18 protein-coding genes and 4 tRNA genes are annotated in these 19,803 nt (G+C 62.9%); 19 read left to right on the forward strand and 3 right to left on the reverse strand.

From position 1 onward, the window contains the following. Nucleotides 1-142: 142 nt before the first annotated feature. A complete protein-coding gene (locus tag AOP73_RS10225; RefSeq protein WP_061965609.1) occupies nt 143-742 on the forward strand; it encodes a DUF1684 domain-containing protein in 600 nt (199 codons plus the stop codon). A gap of 176 nt (nt 743-918) precedes the next feature. On the opposite strand, the gene AOP73_RS10230 is transcribed toward AOP73_RS10225, so the two are convergent. The 3 genes from AOP73_RS10230 to AOP73_RS10240 all read right to left on the reverse strand — a co-directional run bounded on the left by AOP73_RS10230 (nt 919) and on the right by AOP73_RS10240 (nt 1,194). Continuing rightward, nucleotides 919-993, reverse strand: a tRNA-Val gene (locus tag AOP73_RS10230). A 6-nt stretch (nt 994-999) separates the two neighbouring features. Continuing rightward, nucleotides 1,000-1,070, reverse strand: a tRNA-Cys gene (locus AOP73_RS10235). Nucleotides 1,071-1,122: 52 nt separating this feature from the next. Beyond that, nucleotides 1,123-1,194: transfer RNA gene (locus tag AOP73_RS10240), tRNA-Gly, on the reverse strand. A gap of 166 nt (nt 1,195-1,360) precedes the next feature. Between AOP73_RS10240 and AOP73_RS10245 the strand changes: the two genes are divergently transcribed. The 18 genes from AOP73_RS10245 to ruvB all read left to right on the forward strand — a co-directional run bounded on the left by AOP73_RS10245 (nt 1,361) and on the right by ruvB (nt 19,757). After that, nucleotides 1,361-2,458, forward strand: coding sequence for a chorismate-binding protein (locus tag AOP73_RS10245; RefSeq protein WP_061965611.1), 1,098 nt, complete (start codon nt 1,361-1,363; stop codon nt 2,456-2,458). Continuing rightward, nucleotides 2,455-3,342 carry an aminotransferase class IV gene (locus AOP73_RS10250; protein WP_061965613.1) on the forward strand — a complete coding sequence of 296 codons (888 nt, stop codon included), beginning with the start codon at nt 2,455-2,457 and terminating at the stop codon, nt 3,340-3,342. Before AOP73_RS10245 ends, AOP73_RS10250 begins: the two co-directional genes overlap by 4 nt. Nucleotides 3,343-3,366: 24 nt before the next feature. Next, nucleotides 3,367-3,441 (forward strand) — tRNA-Val (locus AOP73_RS10255). A gap of 418 nt (nt 3,442-3,859) precedes the next feature. Then, nucleotides 3,860-6,295, forward strand: a complete 2,436-nt coding sequence (locus tag AOP73_RS10260) for a glycosyltransferase family 2 protein (RefSeq protein WP_152650636.1) — start codon at nt 3,860-3,862, stop codon at nt 6,293-6,295. 76 nt (nt 6,296-6,371) lie between these two features. Next, on the forward strand, nt 6,372-7,946 hold the full coding sequence (locus AOP73_RS10265; protein WP_084626794.1) for a glycosyl hydrolase family 18 protein: 1,575 nt from the start codon (nt 6,372-6,374) through the stop codon (nt 7,944-7,946). A 98-nt stretch (nt 7,947-8,044) separates the two neighbouring features. Beyond that, nucleotides 8,045-8,920, forward strand: a complete 876-nt coding sequence (locus tag AOP73_RS10270) for a bile acid:sodium symporter family protein (RefSeq protein WP_061965619.1) — start codon at nt 8,045-8,047, stop codon at nt 8,918-8,920. Between the two features lie 114 nt (nt 8,921-9,034). After that, nucleotides 9,035-11,026, forward strand: coding sequence for a threonine--tRNA ligase (gene thrS, locus AOP73_RS10275; RefSeq protein WP_174435872.1), 1,992 nt, complete (start codon nt 9,035-9,037; stop codon nt 11,024-11,026). A 12-nt stretch (nt 11,027-11,038) separates the two neighbouring features. Next, nucleotides 11,039-11,581, forward strand: a complete 543-nt coding sequence (locus AOP73_RS10280; protein WP_061965727.1) for an HIT family protein — start codon at nt 11,039-11,041, stop codon at nt 11,579-11,581. A 21-nt stretch (nt 11,582-11,602) separates the two neighbouring features. After that, the gene (pgsA, locus tag AOP73_RS10285; protein ID WP_084626795.1) at nt 11,603-12,397 is read left to right on the forward strand and encodes a phosphatidylinositol phosphate synthase; all 795 of its coding nucleotides are present in this window, start codon (nt 11,603-11,605) and stop codon (nt 12,395-12,397) included. Beyond that, a complete protein-coding gene (locus AOP73_RS10290) occupies nt 12,394-13,281 on the forward strand; it encodes a phosphatidylinositol mannoside acyltransferase (RefSeq protein WP_061965621.1) in 888 nt (295 codons plus the stop codon). Before pgsA ends, AOP73_RS10290 begins: the two co-directional genes overlap by 4 nt. Further along, on the forward strand, nt 13,278-14,429 hold the full coding sequence (locus tag AOP73_RS10295) for a glycosyltransferase family 4 protein (RefSeq protein WP_084626796.1): 1,152 nt from the start codon (nt 13,278-13,280) through the stop codon (nt 14,427-14,429). The genes AOP73_RS10290 and AOP73_RS10295 overlap by 4 nt, the downstream gene beginning before the upstream one ends. Next, on the forward strand, nt 14,426-15,331 hold the full coding sequence (gene pdxS, locus AOP73_RS10300; protein WP_061965623.1) for a pyridoxal 5'-phosphate synthase lyase subunit PdxS: 906 nt from the start codon (nt 14,426-14,428) through the stop codon (nt 15,329-15,331). The genes AOP73_RS10295 and pdxS overlap by 4 nt, the downstream gene beginning before the upstream one ends. A gap of 7 nt (nt 15,332-15,338) precedes the next feature. Next, nucleotides 15,339-15,836: an NUDIX hydrolase gene (locus AOP73_RS10305; protein WP_061965625.1), complete on the forward strand. Its 498-nt coding sequence runs from the start codon at nt 15,339-15,341 to the stop codon at nt 15,834-15,836. Next, on the forward strand, nt 15,833-16,447 hold the full coding sequence (gene pdxT, locus AOP73_RS10310) for a pyridoxal 5'-phosphate synthase glutaminase subunit PdxT (protein ID WP_061965627.1): 615 nt from the start codon (nt 15,833-15,835) through the stop codon (nt 16,445-16,447). The genes AOP73_RS10305 and pdxT overlap by 4 nt, the downstream gene beginning before the upstream one ends. Before the next feature lie 152 nt (nt 16,448-16,599). After that, nucleotides 16,600-17,358, forward strand: a complete 759-nt coding sequence (locus tag AOP73_RS10315; RefSeq protein WP_061965629.1) for a YebC/PmpR family DNA-binding transcriptional regulator — start codon at nt 16,600-16,602, stop codon at nt 17,356-17,358. 4 nt (nt 17,359-17,362) lie between these two features. Further along, nucleotides 17,363-17,932 (forward strand): crossover junction endodeoxyribonuclease RuvC, encoded by a 570-nt coding sequence (gene ruvC / locus AOP73_RS10320; RefSeq protein ID WP_061965631.1) that lies wholly within the window; start codon nt 17,363-17,365, stop codon nt 17,930-17,932. Between the two features lie 138 nt (nt 17,933-18,070). After that, nucleotides 18,071-18,664 (forward strand): Holliday junction branch migration protein RuvA, encoded by a 594-nt coding sequence (gene ruvA, locus AOP73_RS10325; protein WP_061965633.1) that lies wholly within the window; start codon nt 18,071-18,073, stop codon nt 18,662-18,664. Further along, the gene (gene ruvB / locus AOP73_RS10330) at nt 18,657-19,757 is read left to right on the forward strand and encodes a Holliday junction branch migration DNA helicase RuvB (RefSeq protein WP_084626798.1); all 1,101 of its coding nucleotides are present in this window, start codon (nt 18,657-18,659) and stop codon (nt 19,755-19,757) included. The genes ruvA and ruvB overlap by 8 nt, the downstream gene beginning before the upstream one ends. Nucleotides 19,758-19,803: the final 46 nt, after the last annotated feature.

Raw genomic sequence — 19,803 nt, forward strand, 5'->3', positions numbered from 1 at the left:
AACCACTCCTTCGCCTTCATTCTGTCAGACCTGGGTGACGGCAAGATTTCGGCGCCCCGTCCGCTATTGGTCCGTTTACGCACGCGCTGAGATGTTGCCGCGCCCTACTGGTCCATTTTGCCCGGCTCTGTACGGTGGCTCTATGAGTGCATTCGATGTTGCCCATTGGCGCAGGTCCACGTTCGACATCTATCGGCAGGTGCGTGCCGAGCCGGATCACGTCAAAGCCCATGCCTTGTGGGCGTCCGCACGCCGCGAGATGCTGCTGAACCATCCCGCCTCCCCGGTGAAGCCTGAAGACCGCGGCAACCCCGGCATCGGCGGCGTGGCGGACTACGACGCCTCCTTCAGGTTTGTTGCGGGGCTGGACAGCGACGTTCCCGCACTCACCCGCGACGTGCAAACCGGCACCGATGGTGTGGTGCCCTTTGAACGCCTCGGAATTGTGCGTCTGGAGGGAATCGGAGAGCTCGACGTCTGGCGTTTGACGACGTACGGAGGTGGAATCTTTGTGCCGATGAGAGACACCACCGCTGGTAGGTCGAGCTATGGAGCAGGCAGATACCTGCTCGACACAATCAAGGGCGCGGACCTGGGTGGCGACGCTGGTGGTCTGGTGATCGACCTCAACTTCGCTTACAACCCCTCCTGCGCGTACGACGAGGCGTGGGCGTGCCCGCTGCCCGGTCCCGGGAATCGACTTGACGTGGATGTCCCAGTGGGGGAGCAGTACGGGGGCTAGCGCGTGATTGTGACTTATCGGCCCAGCAGGGAGCGTGCGACCCGAAAAAGCGTGCGCTATCGGACCAATAGAGGCAGCGATGGCGATGCGATGGCGGGGGGCTGGCCGAGTAGCGCGGCGCAAGAACTAAAAAGACCGGCTCAGCCCCGAAGGGCCGAGCCGGTCTTTGTACTGCATGGTGGGCCGTACTGGGATCGAACCAGTGACCTCTTCCGTGTCAGGGAAGCGCGCTACCGCTGCGCCAACGGCCCCATGCGAGGTGGAGATGGGATTCGAACCCACGTATACGGCTTTGCAGGCCGCTGCCTCGCCTCTCGGCCACTCCACCGCGAAGGAACTTATGGGTATGTACCAGGTACAGAACCATAAATCTTTCTCCGAGCGGACGACGGGATTTGAACCCGCGACCCTCACCTTGGCAAGGTGATGCTCTACCACTGAGCTACGTCCGCATGTTCTCGGGGATTCCCTCGAACAGGAGATGACAATATCCGAAACTTCGCCGCTTTACCAATCCGTCGGGAACGCGTGTCGGTGCCGCGCGCAATCACCTCGCCGTGCATTGCCAAATCCGGCTATACCGCCAATGACCTCGCCTTTGACCGCTAGCGTTAGGGCGTGGACTGGAGCAATGACCCTCGCCGTGCGGGAAGCGCTGAGTTTCGTGGCGTGCGCGCGAGCCATCCGGTGGAACGCATCGATGTCGCCACACATGGTCATCGTCTCTCCGAAGGTGGCTTTTGGGTCTTGGTCGCCGAGTTTGATGGAGTGATGAGCGCGTGGAGGTTCGCGCAGGTTGAGCGGTCTGACGTTCCAGCTGAGCCAGATGGCAGGCGTCCGTGGCGAGGTCCGTCGCGCGATGCCTGGGCTACCTCGATGGATCGCGCTGCCTACGTGCGCGGCGTGAAACATATACGCGCAGCGATCAGCGAAGGCGATGTTTACCAGGTCAATCTTTGTCGAGTGTTATCGGCGTCTCTGATCGCCGAGGCGCCAGGACCCGATGCGGTGGCGCTATCCCAGACCCTGACGACTGGGAATCCCGCGCGTTTCGCCTCTCGGATCGTGGTTCCGAGCATCGATGGCGCCGAGGGTGTGTGGGTGGTGTCGGCGTCACCCGAGCTCTACTTAGCGATTGATGGCTCGACCGTCTCGTCGTCTCCAATCAAGGGCACGGCCGCTCCGGGGGTGCCGATGCTACCCAAGGACGAGGCGGAGAACGTCATGATTACCGACCTCATTCGCAACGATGTTTCTCACGTGGCGCTACCTGGATCGGTGCGCGTGCCGGAGTTCCTCGCCGAACATGAGCACCCCGGCTTGTCGCACCTGCAGAGCACCGTCGAGGCGACGCTCGCACCGGAGTTCGAGTGGACCCCCGCGATGTGGCCGGCGCTCCTCAACGGCACGTTCCCTCCTGGCTCCGTCTCCGGGGCTCCCAAGTCGAGCGCCCTCGAGATCATTGGACGAGAGGAACGCGCCATGCGCGGACCGTACTGCGGCGGGATCGGATGGATTGATGCGGATGTGCAGCGCGCAGAATTGGCTGTCGGAATTCGCACCTTCTGGTGGACCCCTGCCCATGGGGGCACGCTGCACTTTGGAACCGGCGCAGGCATCACGTGGGGCTCAGATCCCGATGGTGAATGGCGCGAGACGGAACTTAAGGCCAAACGCTTGATTGCCCTGGCAAGTAGCGAGAGGATGTCCAGATGAACATCGTCGTATGGGTGAACGGCGTCATCATGGATGCTGGCGCGCCTGTCGTGACCGCCACCGACCATGGCCTCACCGTGGGTGATGGGGTGTTCGAGACGATGGCAGTGGTGAACGGAAAGCCGTTTGCGCTCACGCGCCACATCGCGCGTCTCGCCTACTCGGCTCAGCGCATGGGTATCGACGAGGCGCATAGGGACTTGATTCGCGAAGGAGTGGCCGCAGTTCGCGACGCAGCGGCTACCGCGGATCAGCCGTTTGAGATCACCCGCATGCGGCTCACGCTAGTTTCTGGTCCGGGTCCCATGAGCTCGGTTCGTGGTGAGGGGCCCGCCTCACTCATCGTCACCGCCACCGACGCTCCGGCGCCCAAGCGATGCCGTGCGGTACGAGCGCCGTGGGTGCGAAACGAGCGCTCAGCGATCGCGGGCGTGAAGTCAACCTCGTACGCCGAGAACGTGGTGATGGCTCAGTTCGCGGCGGGCAAGGGTGCCGATGAGGCGATTGTCGCCAATACTCACGGCCACTTATGCGAAGGTACCGCGACCAATATCTTCATCGAGGTCGACGATGAGATTCTGACGCCACCTCTCGCCTCGGGCTGCCTACCTGGGATCACTCGTGGTCTCGCACTCGAGTGGGGGGCGCGTGCAGGCCTGCCGATTCGCCCCGCGGACGTGGGGGAACTCGATATGTCCGTGCTCGAGCGGGTGAGAGAGGGGGCGGCATTCGCAGCCGTGTCCTCCTCGACGCGTGGCGTGCAACCACTCGACATGCTCGATGGCGTGGCGTTGAAGCCCGGGCCACTATTGGCACGACTCTCACGCATCTTCGACGAGTTCGCGAGCGACAACCCCGACCCGGTCCCGCCGCGCCAAAAATAGCGGCTAGTATGGTGTCTGCTTTCAGGGCGATTGGCGCAGGGGTAGCGCGCTTCCTTCACACGGAAGAGGTCACTGGTTCGATCCCAGTATCGCCCACCAACATTTTTTGCTCCTGATAGGCGTCGAGGCACATCGGTCGCTCGACGCGGTTGAACCACCAGGGCGCTTGCTCGGCAACCTTTTGCGCGCGCGACTCGTTCCCTTGATGGCGATGTTTGCCACTACGCAACCAGTCACCAGCCACGGTCAGCACCTGAGTGCCATCTGACGCGTGGAATACTCCACAGAGGTACGGTGCACGTCGCCGCGCAGCTTGCGGCGCGTGGCGAAAGCCGTCCCTTTGCTCGATTTTGAGACGAGATGAACAATGTCTGAATTCGCGGGCACGAACGTGCCTTGGTGTGACATTCGTCACGATTTGTGTGGTTACACTGGCAAAGGCAGCGTGAAATTCTACGTAAGCACATGACAGAACTATGAGGGTGACCTGTCGACTGAGGGAGATTTACCTGTGAATTTGGATGCAGCTAATGGCGCCGCCGCGCGCCCGGAAATCGACACTGCGCCGGAGGGCGTGACCGTCGGGGATCCCGCGAACGAGCTGCTTGAGGCTGGACCTCAAAGCAAGAAGCGGGCACGAAAAGATGCCAAGGCGCCCAAGCGGCGTCGTCGACAGTGGGGTTCCGAGAAGCCTCGCCCGCCCCTGGATATCCAGGAGAAGCCGGCAAGTACCGCCGCAACCTGGTTTGGTGGCCTGGGCATCGTCTTTACGGTCATTGCCCTGTGTGTCTATCTTGCTCAAACCGTCATCTCTCGGGTGATCGACTACGGCATCCAGGACAGTCACTTCTGGTTCCAGACCATTCTCTACGTTGGCATTATGGCGATGCTGATCTTTTCCGCCTACTGCTATCTCCTCGCCCGCCAGGGCGCCCTGTACCGCTCCCGCACACATGTGCGGGTGCCACGCGCGGAGATCGACGCGGCCATGGGCGCTTCGCGTCCATCGCTCACCGTCTTGGTCCCGTCCTACGCCGAGGAGCCCTCGGTCGTGCGCGCCACGTTGCTGTCCGCTGCGTTGCAGGAGTATCCGGGAATGCGTGTTGTCCTGCTGCTGGACGACCCACCCACACCCAAGGACGACGAGGCCCGCGCCAGCCTTGAGGAGTGCCGCGCGCTTCCGACTGAAATCATGGACCTGCTGCGCACCCCCTACAAGCGTTTCGCGACCTCTCTCGATGTCTATGAAAGCGCGATCCGCGTTGATGGAAAGAGTTCGCCCGACGAGGTCCGTAGCCTCGCGCTCGACTACGTGTGGGGCGCCAAGTGGCTGCGCGAGCAGGCCTCGGCGTACATCCGTGAGAGCCACGCAGACGACTTCCTGGCCGAGGAGGTCTTTGGAGGTTTGGCGGGAGACTTCGAGATCACGGCACGCGCCCTATTCCGCTCGCTCGATGAGCGTGCAAGCCTGCCTGCCGAGCGCCTCAAGCAATTGGGCCGTCGACTGGTGTGGACCTTCGATGCCAACTTGAGTTCTTTTGAGCGCAAGGCTTACGCCCACCTCCCGCACGACGCCAACAAGGCAATGAACCTCAACGCCTACATGGGTCTCATGGGCCGCCGTGTCCAGGCGGTACAGACCAAGATCGGCGTCGTCCTGCGCGACACCACGGCGGCCGACGGGCCCGGGGTGTTGGACGTACCCGAGACTGACTTCATTCTGACCCTGGATGCGGATAGCGTGCTGCTACGTGAGTACTGCCTCCGACTTGTCCACCACATGGAGACACCGGGGAATGAACGCATCGGAGTCATCCAGACTCCTTACTCGGCGTTCCGAGGCGCGGAGACTCGGCTCGAGCGGATTGCCGGTGCTACCACCGACATCCAGCACATCCTGCATCAGGGGCTGAGTTACTACGACGCGACATTCTGGGTTGGCGCAAATGCCGTGATTCGCAAGAGTGCGCTCGACGACATCGTCGAAGTGTCCTATGTGGATGGGCAGCCCGTGTACCGCTACGTGCAGGACCGCACCGTGATCGAGGACACCGAGTCGAGCATCGACCTGATCGCCAAGGACTGGACGCTCTTCAACTACCCGGAACGACTCAGCTATAGCGCCACGCCGCCTGACTTTGGTTCGCTGGTGGTGCAGCGCGCACGCTGGGCAAACGGCGGTCTGCTGATTCTGCCTAAGTTCCTGCGCTACGTGCGCCGCGAGCGCAAGGCCGGTAGGCGCGTGCCTCGGTCTTCTGTGGCTCTGCGCTTCAACTACATGGCGTCCATCTCGTGGGCGAGCGTCGGCCTGGTGTTGCTTCTCGTGTTCCCCTTCGATGAGAGGCTCCTGAGCCCCGTCATCGTCGCTGCGGCACTGCCGTACTTCCTGGCGATGTCATCGGACTTCAAGCGACTGGGTTACAAGCGCACCGACATCTTCCGCGTCTACGCGTTTAATTTGCTCCTACTACCGGTCAACCTGGCTGGTACGTTGAAGTCTCTTCAGCAGGCGGCGGCCAAGTCAAAGATCGCATTCGCTCGTACCCCCAAGGTCGCCAACCGCACCGCCACGCCCGCGCTCTACGTCGTTGCTGCATATTTGATTGCAGCATGGTCGATCTACACCGTGGCCAACGGCATTTTGGCGGAAAACTGGAGCAACAGTGCGTTCGCATTGTTCAACGGAATTCTGACCCTCTACGCGATCTTTGCCTTTATTGGCTTTCGCAACTCCATCGTCGACGTCTTCGTGGGCGTGGCGCACTGGGTCAAGGTTCCCCCTAAGGAACGCCCAGTACCAAGTCCGAGTGATCAGACCCATGACCTTGACTGGGAGTCTGTTCTCTACTTCGGTCCCGATAGCGACATCGTCCCTGGCGATCGACGCGCGACAGCGGTGACATCCGTACCATCCGTGCGCCGCGGCGACACTCGAGCGCACCACCGAGGCTGACAGCCTCAAGGCACCTTCATCTCCATCCAACGGCGCGCGTTAACGACGTGCGCCCCTCTCACACTTGGGTATTTCAATGAGTAAATCAAAGAAAGCGAAAGCTCCACGCTCCCGCGTCTCGATCGTCCGAGTTGGATTAGTGCTGGCCTGCACCGGATTGCTCGGCTGGGCGGGATATGCGGCGGTCGCGTCCGTGGTGTCGCAGACGGAGAAGACGGGACCATCAACGTTCGCTGGCTACGTCGACGCGACGCTGACACCGACGTACTCCTACGGCACCCCAGCAGGTCCAGCGCAGTCGAACGTCATCCTGTCCTTCGTCGTGGCTGATCCGACCAGTGGCTGCACCCCACTGTGGGGCGGTGCGTACACGCTCGATGCTGCGGCGGACGAGCTCGAGATGGATCGCCGAATCACCCAACTCCGCAGCACGGGCGGAGACGTCCGCGTTTCCTTCGGTGGTCAGGCAGGCACCGAACTTGCGGCTGCGTGCACCGACGTGAGCGCCCTCGAGGACGCCTACCAATCTGTGGTTGATCGATACCAGGTCGCCAGCATTGACCTCGACATTGAGGGCGCTTCACTCGCCGACTCAGAGGGCGGCGCGCGACGTGCGACGGCGATCAAGGCCGTGCAGGACAACGCAATCGCGGACGGGCAGCAGTTGGCTGTGTGGTTGACGCTTCCGGTTGCGACCAGTGGACTGACGGCCGATGGCATCGCAGTGGTGGACCAGATGCTCGACCAAGGAGTTGACCTGGCTGGCGTCAACGGAATGACCATGGACTTCAACTCTGGCGTGTCGCCCACCGCACCATACTCCGATGCGGTGCTCGAGGCTGCCAATTCTCTGCACGTTCAGGTATCCGACGCGTACCGCCGTATCGGTACCAAGTTGGACTCACCTCGTGCATGGGAGAAGGTGGGCATTACGCCGATGATCGGTCAGAACGACGTCGCCGGGGAGGTCTTCACCATCGAGGACGCTCAGGTTGTCAACGAGTTCGCCCGTGAACACGGAGTGGGGCAGTTGTCGATGTGGTCGCTCAACCGCGACGCTGAGTGCCAAAGCCCGTTGCCCAAGATCATCACGGTGGTGCAGAACACCTGCAGCGGAGTTGACCAGGGCTCGCAGTCCTTCGCGGAGGTACTCGCCGCGGACCTGCCGAACGTGCTCCCCACCAAGGACGAAGACAGTTCGCCGAGCGCGGCACCAACATCATCGGCGGCTCCGTCACCTACCTCGGCGAGCGGCGATGAGGTCGACGATCCCGCTCACAGCCCGTTCCCGATCTGGGATCCACTAGGCGATTACCCCGGCGGCACCAAGATTGTCTGGCATAAAAATGTCTACGAAGCCCGCTATTGGACCAGTGGCATGGCACCTGGTACACCGGTGGCGAACCCGGACGATTCACCGTGGACGTTGGTCGGTCCCGTGCTGCCCGGTGACACCCCAGCACCGCTCCCCACGCTCGCGCCGGGAAGCTATCCCCAGTGGAACGAGACTGAGAAATACACCACCGGTACGCGAGTACAGCTAGGCAACGTTCCTTACGAGGCAAAGTGGTGGAGTCAGGGGCAGGAACCAGGAGTTCCAGCCGCAGGAGGTTCGCCATGGGTGCTGATCACCCCCGCCGAGGGGGAGTAGGCAGGGGGAGACTCTCCCAACTCTGCACCTGAGCGACGGATTTTCCAGAGGTAGCCCCTAGGCTATTGGCACTGTTACTTCCATCGACGGAGCCCCACATGATTGACGACGTTCTTCTCGGAATCACCAAAGTGGGCATGCTCGCCTTCGTGGTCGCTGGCATGTTTGCGATGGGTCTCAAGCTCACCGTGGCGAGCATTCTGGGGCCGCTCAAGAACGCGCGCCTCGTGATCATGTTGTTGATCGCAAACTTCGTCGTGGTGCCCGGAATCATGGTGCTCGTCACCAAGGTGTTGCCCATGGATGATGCCACCGCAACTGCATTGATCCTGGTCGCTTGCTGTGCCGGTGCGCCATTCCTTCCCACGCTCGCCAAGCTCTCCAAGAGCGATCCGGCCTTCGCCGTGGGCGGCATGGTGTTGCTGATGGTGGTCACGGTGGTCTATGCGCCCATCGTGGTGCCCTTGCTCGTTACCGGTGCCGAGGTTTCGCCAGGAGATATAGCGTCGTCACTGGTGGTACTCATGCTGATCCCGCTCGCAATCGGGCTGTTCATTCGAGCGCGCTATGAGGGATCGGCCGCTACCTTAGCCAAACCGGTCAACCAGATTTCGACTGTCGGTCTGGCGTTAGGCATCGTCGCCGGCATCATCGTGAACTGGAGCGAAATCATCGGCTCGGTCGGCTCATGGATCTTCATCGGCACGTTGATTCTGCTCGCGGTTGGCTATGGCGCTGGCTACCTCGCAGGCTTCGGTATGTCTGCCTCCGACCGGCGCGTCACGAGCTTTGCGACCGCACAGCGCAATATCTCTGCCGCACTTGTGATTGCAGTCTCGCTCGACGGTGACGTGATCGTTCGCACGCTGGTGGCGGCGCTGGTGGTGCCGATTGTGCTGATCTGGCTTGCGGCCGAACTCGGAAAGCGCTCGGGCGGCACGTCTGAGACGACCGTCGAGGCTGTTGAGGCCTAGCGCCACCTGGGCGCGTGATTGCCGGGTGCCGACGCGAACCTCGGTAACATTGACGGGTGTGCGCCCATTGGTGCGCGCTCCGACGACACCAAAAGGGGTTTCTCTGTGGCCAGCATGACCGTGACCATCGACGGCGACGAACGTTCGATCGATTCCGGCACGACGGGCCTCGACCTGTTCCGCGACCGCCGCGACGTGGTGGTGATGCGAGTCGCCGGAGAACTGGTCGATCTTGCCCGGGAACTGGTCGACGGTGATGTTGTCGAGGCTGTTTCCGTGAACGAACCCGACGGGCTCATGGTGTTGCGTCACTCGACCGCGCACGTGCTCGCACAGGCTGTTCAACAGGTCAACCCCAGCGCGAAGCTCGGCATCGGGCCTCCCATCGAGAACGGCTTCTATTACGATTTTGACGTCGAGGAGCCCTTCACCCCCGAGGACCTCAAAAAACTCGAGAAGACAATGCAGCGCATCGTCAAGGAGGGGCAAACCTTCTCGCGTCGCGAGATTAGTGACGCCGACGCACTCGCAGAGCTCGCGGATGAGCCCTACAAGTGCGAGCTCGTGGGGCTCAAGTCGAATGCGGCCGATGCGGCCGAGGGGGCATCCGCGGAAGTCGGCGAGGGCGGCCTCACCATTTACGACAACCTCAATCGCCAAGGCGAGGTGAAGTGGAAGGACCTGTGCCGCGGACCCCACGTCCCTAACACCAAGGTGCTAGCCAATGGTTGGTCGTTGATGCGTTCGGCCGCGGCTTACTGGCGTGGCAACGAAAACAACCCGCAGCTCCAGCGTGTGTACGGCACCGCGTGGCCCACCAAGGAGGAGCTCACCGAGTACAAGGAGCGACTGGCTGAGGCCGAGCGCCGCGATCACCGCCGCCTCGGCGCAGAGATGGACCTCTTTTCCTTCCCCGATGCGATTGGTTCCGGCCTGGCGGTTTTCCACCCCAAGGGCGGCGTCATCCGGATGGAGATGGAGGAGTACTCCCGCAAGCGTCACGTCGAAGAGGGGTACGAGTTCGTCTACACCCCTCACGCGACCAAGAAGCAGCTGTTCGAGACCTCCGGCCACCTGGATTGGTACGCAGACGGCATGTACCCGCCCATGCACATGGACGAAGAGCGGGACGCCGACGGCAACATCACCAAGCAGGGCCAGGACTACTACCTGAAGCCCATGAATTGCCCCATGCACAACCTGGTCTTCGATTCCCGTGGTCGCTCGTATCGCGAGTTGCCGCTACGTATGTTCGAGTTCGGCACGGTGTACCGCAACGAGAAGTCCGGCGTGGTTCACGGACTCACTCGAGCGCGTGGTTTCACACAGGACGATGCCCATATTTATTGCACCCGCGAGCAGATGAAGGACGAGCTCACCACCACGTTGAACTTCGTGCTGGGTCTGCTCAAGGACTACGGCCTCACTGACTTCTATCTCGAGCTGTCCACCCGCAATCCGGAGAAGTCAGTGGGCGACGACGACGTCTGGGAGGAGGCCACCGAGACTCTGCGGGAGGTAGGCATCGCCTCTGGCCTTGAACTGGTCCCGGATCCCGAAGGTGCCGCCTTTTACGGCCCCAAGATCTCTGTGCAGACTCGCGATGCGATTGGCCGGTCGTGGCAGATGTCGACCATTCAGTTGGACTTCAACTTGCCCGAGCGCTTTGAGCTCGAATACACCGCGGCAGACAACTCGCGTCAGCGTCCGGTCATGATCCACCGCGCATTGTTCGGCTCCATCGAACGCTTCTTCGCGATCCTCACCGAACACTACGCGGGGCAATTCCCGGTGTGGCTCGCGCCTGTCCAGGTCCGCGCCATCCCGGTCGCCGAGCCCTTCAATGAGTACCTGGGCGAGGTCGTGGCAGAACTCAAGCGACAGGGTGTACGTGCGGAGATTGACGACTCGGACGAGCGTTTCCCCAAGAAGATTCGCAACGCGTCCAAGGAGAAGGTGCCGTTCGTGCTGATCGCGGGTGGCGACGATCAGGAGGCGAATGCAGTGAGCTTCCGCCTGCGCGACGGCAGCCAGGACAACCAGGTGCCCATCGCCGATGCGGTGGCGCGCATCGTCGCCGCGATCGCGGACAAGGTGCAGGTCTAGCGCGTGGCGGACATGGTTGACGGCGAGATGATGGGCGGCGAGGCCGATGGCTTCGAGCGCCTATGGACGCCTCATCGCCTGGCCTATGTGAGTCATTCCTCGGATCGCCCCGAGTACGAGGGCGAGCACCAGTGCCCGCTGTGTCAGAAGATCGACGGCAACGACCGCGAGTCACTGGTGGTGTATCGCGGCGAGCACAACTACGTGGTGCTCAACCTGTATCCATACAACCCCGGTCACCTGATGGTTTGCCCGTACCGCCACATCGGCTGGTACACGGACGCGACCGATGCCGAGCGCAACGAGATGGGCGACCTGACTCAGCAGGCGATGCGAGTGCTGACACGCGTGAGTGGGACCAAAGGCTTCAACATCGGCATGAATCAGGGAGCTGTGGGAGGCGCTGGCATATCAGAGCACCTTCACCAGCACGTCGTGCCACGATGGACAGGAGATTCCAACTTCCTGCCGATCATCGCCAAGACCAAGGCGCTTCCGGAACTGCTAGACGACACCTGGCAGCGGCTGAGCGACGCTTGGACCAAAGAGGGCTAACGCCCGGAGCAGAGGTTTTTGATGTTTGGCAAGTTGCGGCCGCTGATGGCAGCAGTCTGGGAGGCGCCTGCGCGCGGGCTCCTCAAGATGGGGCTGCACCCCAACGCTGTGACGATCATCGGCACGATCGGTGTGGTCTTTGGTGCGCTCTTTTTCTACCCCAAGGGCGGCACGATGTTGCTGTGGGGAACGCTCTTCATCGCGTTCTTTGTGGTGACCGACATGCTCGACGGAACGATGGCGCGACTGGGTGGGTTGTCGTCTCGCCTAGGTGCGTTCCTCGATTCAACGCTCGACCGGGTCGCCGACGCCGCCATCTTTGGCGCGTTGGTGTGGACCTTCCTCGACGTGGACCGCAATACCGCCCTGGCGGCGATGCTGTGCCTCACGATCGGGTCATTTGTGCCGTATGCCCGCGCACGTGCGGAATCACTCGGCATTGATGCCGCCGTCGGCATCGCCGAGCGCTCGGATCGCCTGGTCGTTGGGCTACTCGCGACCGGGCTCGTAGGCATGGGCCTGCCACTGTGGATTCTGACCTGGGCGCTGTACGCACTCGCCGCCGCGGCGTTGATCACCGTGGTGCAGCGCGCGCTTGCTGTCAAGCGCGCATCGGACCTGTCGCCGTTGTTGCCAGGGGAGAAGGCGCCGGGCGCTCATCCCGCGATCACCGTGGCAGATCTCCAACTTGAGCGCGAACGTGGTCGCGAGGAGGAGAGGGCGCGCGCTCAAAGCGATGCCTCCGCGAGCGAGCCGAGCGGCGACGTGTCAGGCGAGAATGTCGGCAATGATGCGGAGCGCGACGCTTCCGAATGAATGCCTTCTTGATCGCGTGGCGGGCGTCGCGCTACCTTCCCGTCTCCGTCGTCCGCGGCCTCGCCAGCCTTGGCGCGGCCTCTGCGTGGTTTCTGCGCGGCAAGTCTGTAACCCGACTTGAGTCGAACCTTCACAAGGTCACCGGGCTGTCGGGTAAACCGCTGCGCCGTCTCAGCAGACGCGGCATGTCCTCGGTGGCGAACTACTACGCGGAGGTTCTCGAACTACCGCGCATGTCTGGGGACGTCATCGATGCGCGGGTGCGCATGGAGAACGAGCACGAGGTTCAGGCGATCCTGAGGGACGAGGGCAGGGTGGTCCTGCCGCTGAGCCACTCGGGCAATTGGGACCTCATCGGCGCCTACGCAGGGCGCAACATCGCTCACGTGACTTCTGTCGCAGAGGTTCTCAACCCGCCCGAGGTTTTCGAGGAGTTCATCAAGTTCCGCGCGGGCCTTGGAATGACAATCTTCGGCCACGAGGGTCAGTCGACATTCCGCAAACTCATCACGCAGGCCAAGACCGTGGGTGGGGCGCTGGCACTCGTTGCCGACCGCGACTTGTCCGGAAGCGGCATCCACGTCGACATGTGGGGACACGACGTACGTGTGGCGCCAGGTCCGGCTGCCCTGGCGGTAGCGTCTGGATCTGCGTTGATCCCCGTGATGGTGTACTCGGAGCCGCTCACAGGAGCGCGACGCAAGGCCGCCAAGTCCCGAGTGGGAAAAGTCCTGAAGTTTGGGCCGACTATCCGTATCCCGGAGGGGCGTAAGACGGATCAGGTGCAGTCCATGACAGAGTCATGGGTGGCGTTCATCAGCACGGAGATTGCCGCCCACCCGGAGGATTGGCACATGCTGCAACGGTTTGGTTGGACCGAATGAGGATTGGCATCGTCTGCCCGTATTCTCTGGACCGTCCCGGCGGCGTGCAACTTCACGTGACGGACTTGGCCGAGGCACTCATTGCCCGTGGTCACGAGGTATCCGTACTCGCGCCGGCCGCGCCCAACACGCCCGTGCCTGACTACGTTCAGGCCAGCGGCCGGTCATTTCCCGTCAGTTACAACGGGTCGACGGCGCGCCTGACCTTCGGACTGCTCACCGCTGCGCGCGTGCGCCGATGGCTTCAGGATGGTCACTTCGATGTGGTTCACCTGCACGAGCCAGGCACGATGTCACTCAGCGTGATAGCGATGTGGGCGCGCCTCGGCCCCACCGTCGCGACATTCCACACGTCGAACGACCACTCGCGCCTCATGCGCATCGGGAAGCCGTTTGTGAAGCCCGGGATGGAGGAACTCGACGCACGCATCGCGGTGTCACCCTCCGCTGACAAGACCATTCAGCAGCACCTGCGTCTTTCCGCGACTCACATCATTCCGAATGGCGTGGACACGTCTGGCTACGTCGACGCGAAGCCAAAGCGTGAGTGGCAGGGGAGCAAGGCGGTGCCGACCGTTGGCATTCTGGGTCGCATGGACGAGACCCGTAAGGGACTCGACGACTTTCTCGCCATGATCCCGGCCGTGCGTCGCGAGATGCCCCGCACGCGCTTCTTGGTGGCGGGTCGCTTCTCCGATCGCGTCGCCGCCAAGGCGGCACGGGCCGGTGCAGAGATTATCGGCGAGTTGGCGGAGGACGAGAAGGAAGTGTTCATGAGTTCAGTGGACATTTATTGCGCTCCGAACCTGGGAGGCGAGAGCTTCGGCATCGTGTTGGTCGAGGCGATGGCCGCAGGCGCGGCTGTTGTGGCGAGCGACCTCACTGCCTTCAAGGATGTGGCGACAAACGTGGATGGCGTCGAGACGGTGTCCTTCCACAAGGTGGGCGATGCGGACGATCTCGCGCGCCAGGTCCTCGATTTGTTGCGTGACCCTGACGCGCGTGCTGACCTCGCCCAACTCGGTCAGGAATGCGCCATGGAATTCGACTGGGACGTGGTGGCGCCGCGAGTCCTGGAGACCTACCAAGACGCGATTAGAATGGATGCAGAATTCCATCCCCATCAGAGTAAGGAAGCAGCCTCATGAGTCAGCCCGATGCTAAGTCACCCCAGGTAGGTACGGACCTAGTCAAGCGCGGCATGGCCGAGATGCTCAAGGGTGGCGTGATCATGGACGTGGTCACGGCCGAGCAGGCCAAGATCGCCGAGGACGCCGGAGCGGTGGCTGTCATGGCGCTCGAGCGCGTGCCCGCCGACATCCGCGCTCAGGGCGGCGTGTCCCGCAGCAGCGACCCGGACATGATCGAATCCATCATGAAGGCAGTGTCCATCCCCGTGATGGCCAAGGCTCGTATTGGTCACTTTGTCGAGGCTCAGATCCTTGAGTCGCTCGGCGTGGACTACATCGACGAGTCCGAGGTGCTGACCCCCGCCGACTACACGCACCACATCGACAAGTGGAACTTCACCGTTCCCTTTGTTTGCGGAGCGACTAACCTGGGCGAGGCGCTGCGTCGCATCTCCGAAGGCGCAGCCATGATCCGATCTAAGGGTGAGGCCGGCACCGGCGACGTGTCCAACGCCACCACCCACATGCGCACCCTGCGCTCTCAGATTCTGCACCTGACCTCGATGCCCAAGGACGAGCTCTACGTGGCCGCCAAAGAACTTCAGGCGCCGCTGCAGCTGGTTCAGGAAGTCGCCGCGACAGGCAAGCTTCCCGTGGTCACCTTCACCGCGGGCGGCATCGCCACCCCGGCCGATGCTGCGATGATGATGCAACTCGGCGCCGAGGGCGTGTTCGTTGGATCCGGAATCTTCAAGTCCGGAAACCCCGAGCAGCGCGCCAAGGCCATCGTGAAGGCCACCACCTTCTTCGACGATGCTTCCGTGGTCGCAGACGTGTCGCGCGGCCTGGGCGAGGCCATGGTCGGCATCAACGTCGACGAAGTTCCGGAGCCCCACCGCCTCGCCGAGCGCGGCTGGTAGGTCGTCTTTGGTCGCCTCACCCGTAGCCAGGGAGGCGGCACGCGTCCTGCTGTTCGACGCATCGGGCCGCATCTTGTTGCTTCAGGGGCACGACCCTGCGCAGCCGGGGCGCCACTGGTGGTTCACACCGGGGGGCGGATTGGAGGCGGGGGAGTCGCACCCGGAGGCTGCTGTGCGAGAGCTCGCTGAGGAAACGGGGTTCGTCATCTCTGTGGATCAGTTGGTGGGACCGGTGTGGGAGCGTTCGGCGCTGTTCGACTTTATGGAGACTCCGTTCGTCCAGCACGAGGAATTCTTCATGGCGACCCTCGCCGCCGATGCCGTAGCTGGGTCGCTCGCATGGACGGATACCGAGACCGACACCATCGACGAGTCACGATGGTTCTCGATCACGGAACTCAGGGATGTGACGATCGAGATCTTCCCAACTCACTTGAGACACTTGTTGACGACCGTGACGCCCTGGGATGGGCAGTTGCGACACCTGGGAGAGGAGCACGCGTGAGCGCTCAGACCAATCAGACCGAGGGTCCCATCGTTGGGGTACTGGCGCTGCAAGGGGATGTCCGAGAGCACGCCGCCGTGCTCGCAGAGCTTGGAGCAACCGTGTTGCCCGTACGGCGAGCGACAGAACTCGCTCAGGTTCAGGCTTTGGTCATTCCCGGTGGCGAGTCCACCACCATGGACAAGTTGTTGCGCGCATTCGACCTACGGGACGCGGTCATTGCCGCCATCGACGGGGGACTGCCAGTGCTGGGGTCGTGTGCTGGCATGGTCCTCCTGGCGCGCGACATCGAGGGAGGCATCGAGGGTCAGCAGACTCTTGGCGGCATCCCCATGACTGTGCGCCGCAATGCTTTTGGGCGTCAAGTGGACTCCTCAGAGGTCGCGCTGACGTGGGCACCGGACGGCTCGCCGATGCACGCAACTTTTATTCGCGCGCCGTGGGTCGAGGCCTACGACGCCGATGTCGAAGTTCTCGCCACCGTCGTAGGCACGAGCGACAACGACACGCATGCGGTCGCTGTCCGCTACGGCAAGCGCATTGCCACCGCCTTCCACCCCGAGATTTCCGGTGATCACCGCGTACACCAGCTGCTGCTCGACCTGATCTAGTCCCCAGCAGTCAACGAGTGTCGATTCTTGATCCGTTTGCGGCACTGATTGCCTGCTGGCGCGCATGAGTGAGGGTGAGCGCGTCCTGCCCTAGACTGGAAAGCAATTCCAACTAGTCGTTACTAGGTCATCAAGATTTTCAGGGAGCCAACGTGTCCGGACACTCCAAATGGGCAACGACCAAGCACAAGAAGGCCGTTGTCGACGCGAAGCGAGCAAAGGCGTTCGCCAAGCTAGTGAAGAACATCGAGGTTGCGGCACGTGACGGCGGTGCCGACATGTCGGGCAACCCCACGCTGGTAGACGCAGTTCAGAAGGCGAAGAAGTCCTCGGTTCCCAACGACAACATCGACCGCGCGGTCAAGCGTGGTGCGGGCCTCGAGGCTGGTGCTGCCAGCTACGAGACGATCATGTACGAGGCGTATGGGCCCAATGGCGTCGCAATGCTAATCGAGTGCCTGACGGACAACCGTAACCGTGCGGCCATGGAGGTGCGCACGGCGCTCACTCGCAACAACGGCACGCTGGCGGATCCCGGTTCGGTCATGTTTATGTTCTCGCGCAAGGGTCAAGTCATTGTGGCGAAGGAGGGCGACGCCGACGAGGACCACCTCATGGAGGCCACGCTCGACGCGGGGGCTGAGGACATTACGGACCTCGGCGAGCACTTCGAAGTCATCTCGGAGCCGACGGACGTCGTTGCCGTTCGCACGGCGCTCCAGGATGCTGGTCTCGACTACGAAAGTGCCGAGGCGACGTGGATGCCGTCCGTCAAGATCGAGCTCGACGTCAACGGTGCCAAGCAGATGCTGCGCCTGATCGACGCTCTTGAGGACTGTGACGACGTCCAGAACGTGTACGCCAACATGGACGCCTCAGATGAGGTGCTCGAGGAAGCGTCCGCCGAGTAGTTTCATGCGCATTCTCGGTGTCGACCCGGGCCTCACCCGCTGCGGCCTTGGAGTCATCGAGGCAGGGCGTTCCCGCACGATTGCCTTGGTGGACGTTTCCGTGGCGCGCTCCAGCGCCAACGCCGAGGTTCCGGATCGACTTGCCAGCATCGCCGATGCGTTCGACGCTGCCCTCAACAAGCACCAGCCCGACGCTGTGGCTCTCGAGCGCGTGTTCGCGCAGCACAACGTGCGGACGGTGATGGGCACAGCACAGATCTCCGGTGTAGTGATGGCGACCGCCGCTCGACGTGGAATTCCAGTGGCGCTCTACACGCCCTCCGAGGTCAAAGCTGCGGTGACCGGCAGCGGCCGCGCTGACAAGGCGCAAGTGAGCTTCATGGTCGCGAAGCTCCTCGGCCTAGATTCAGTCCCCGGTCCGGCCGATGCCGCGGATGCCTTGGCCATTGCCATCGCCCACGCTTGGCGTGGGGGAGCAGGGCCAACGGCTGCCGGCCCGGGAAACCCGGGAAGCGTGACGCCGGCGCAGCGGCGCTGGGCCGAGGCGGAGAAGGCAGCGCGTAAACGCGGGTAGCGCGGTGGCTACGTGACACTCCGAAGCGCGGCGCGTCAGACGTGCGGTGCCCTGCGCATGGCGTAGCGTGTTCGTACATACGTTCGAACGACGTCACGAATGTGCTCGTGACACAACAGTGGTGATGGGGACAACACAGTGATCGCTCAGTTGCAGGGAACCGTGCTCAGTGTGGGCACCTCGACCGTGATCGTCGACGTGGGTGGCCTGGGCTACAGTGTGCTGTCCACTCCAGCCACCCTGGCAGAGTTGCGCATCAACCAACCTGTGCAGTTGTTCACGCACCTGGTCGTACGAGAGGACTCGCTGACGTTGTTCGGCTTCGGCACTGCGTCTGAGCGTTCGACATTCGAGGCGCTGACGTCCGTCCAGGGGGTGGGTCCCAGGCTCGCCCTCGCCATGCTTGCCGTGCACTCGCCAGTTTCTCTCGCAGAGTCCGTCGCCGCGGGAGACCGCAAGGCACTCGAGAAGGTGCCGGGAATTGGCGCAAAGGTTGCCGCTCGACTGCTCCTCGAACTGGGCGGAAAACTCACGCTCCCAGTCCAGGAAGGTGCGCGTGTCGTCGCCGCGGATGGACGCGGCCAGGTAACCGAGGCGCTCGTTGGGCTCGGCTGGAACGTGAAGGCCGCAGAGAAGGCGGTGGAGGCCGTGACGGACGGACCCATTGGAGACGACGAGGTCTCGAACACGCTGCGTGCCGCGCTGCAGACACTCGGAGGATCGCGTGGCTGACGATGCCGGTGACTCGGTGACCTCGCACGACGAGGACGCGTGGGCTGACGCAGACGTCCCCGCCCGCGTCGTGAGCGCGGATTCGGACGTGATCGAACGGTCGAACGAGGCCGCGCTACGCCCCCGCAACCTCGACGAGTTCGTCGGCCAGCAGGTGGTGCGCAACCAGTTGTCGCTGATGTTGCGCGCAGCCGCGTCCCGTGGGGCTGTCGCCGACCACGTGTTGTTCTCCGGTCCCCCTGGGCTGGGCAAGACGACGTTGGCGATGATCGTGGCGGGGGAGATGAAGTCCACGCTGCGAGTGAGTTCCGGTCCCGCGATCCAGCACGCGGGCGACCTTGCCGCGATTTTGAGTTCACTCGACGAGGGCGACGTGCTCTTCCTCGATGAGATTCACCGCCTCGCGCGCCCCGTGGAGGAGATGCTCTACCTCGCGATGGAGGACTTCCGGGTGGACGTGGTGGTAGGCAAGGGCGCGGGCGCCACCTCCATTCCCTTGAGCTTGCCGCCGTTTACCGTGGTGGGGGCGACCACGCGTGCCGGGCTACTGCCGGCGCCGCTACGTGACCGGTTCGGCTTCACCGCGCACCTCGACTTCTACGAGCCAGCGGATCTGCAGCGCATCATTGTGCGATCGGCGACCATGCTGGAGTTTGAACTCGACGCCGATGCCGCGGGTGAGATTTCGTCCCGGTCACGGGGAACGCCCCGGATCGCCAATCGCCTGCTGCGCCGGGTGCGCGACTGGGCGCAGATCCACGGCACGGGTGTGGGTGACGTGGCAGCCGCCCAGGCAGCGTTGACCGTGTACGAGGTGGATGAGCTTGGTCTCGACAGGCTGGACCGCGCGGTGTTGCGTGCCTTGTGTACGCGCTTTGGCGGCGGACCCGTGGGGCTGTCCACCCTGGCAGTTTCTGTGGGCGAGGAGACCGAGACGGTAGAAACGGTCGCTGAGCCGTTCCTGGTGCGTGAAGGACTGATGTCGCGCAGCCCGCGTGGGCGCATTGCGACGGCGGATGCCTGGATTCACCTAGGGTTAGAACCGCCTGCAGACGCCGTGAATGGGACGCAAGCGTCGCGCCTATTCGACTAGGCGCGCGTTCCCGCCTAGAATCGGCTGGGCTCTGCGGAGCACTCGA

This window comes from Demequina aurantiaca (assembly GCF_000975135.1).
Lineage (GTDB): Bacteria > Actinomycetota > Actinomycetes > Actinomycetales > Demequinaceae > Demequina > Demequina aurantiaca.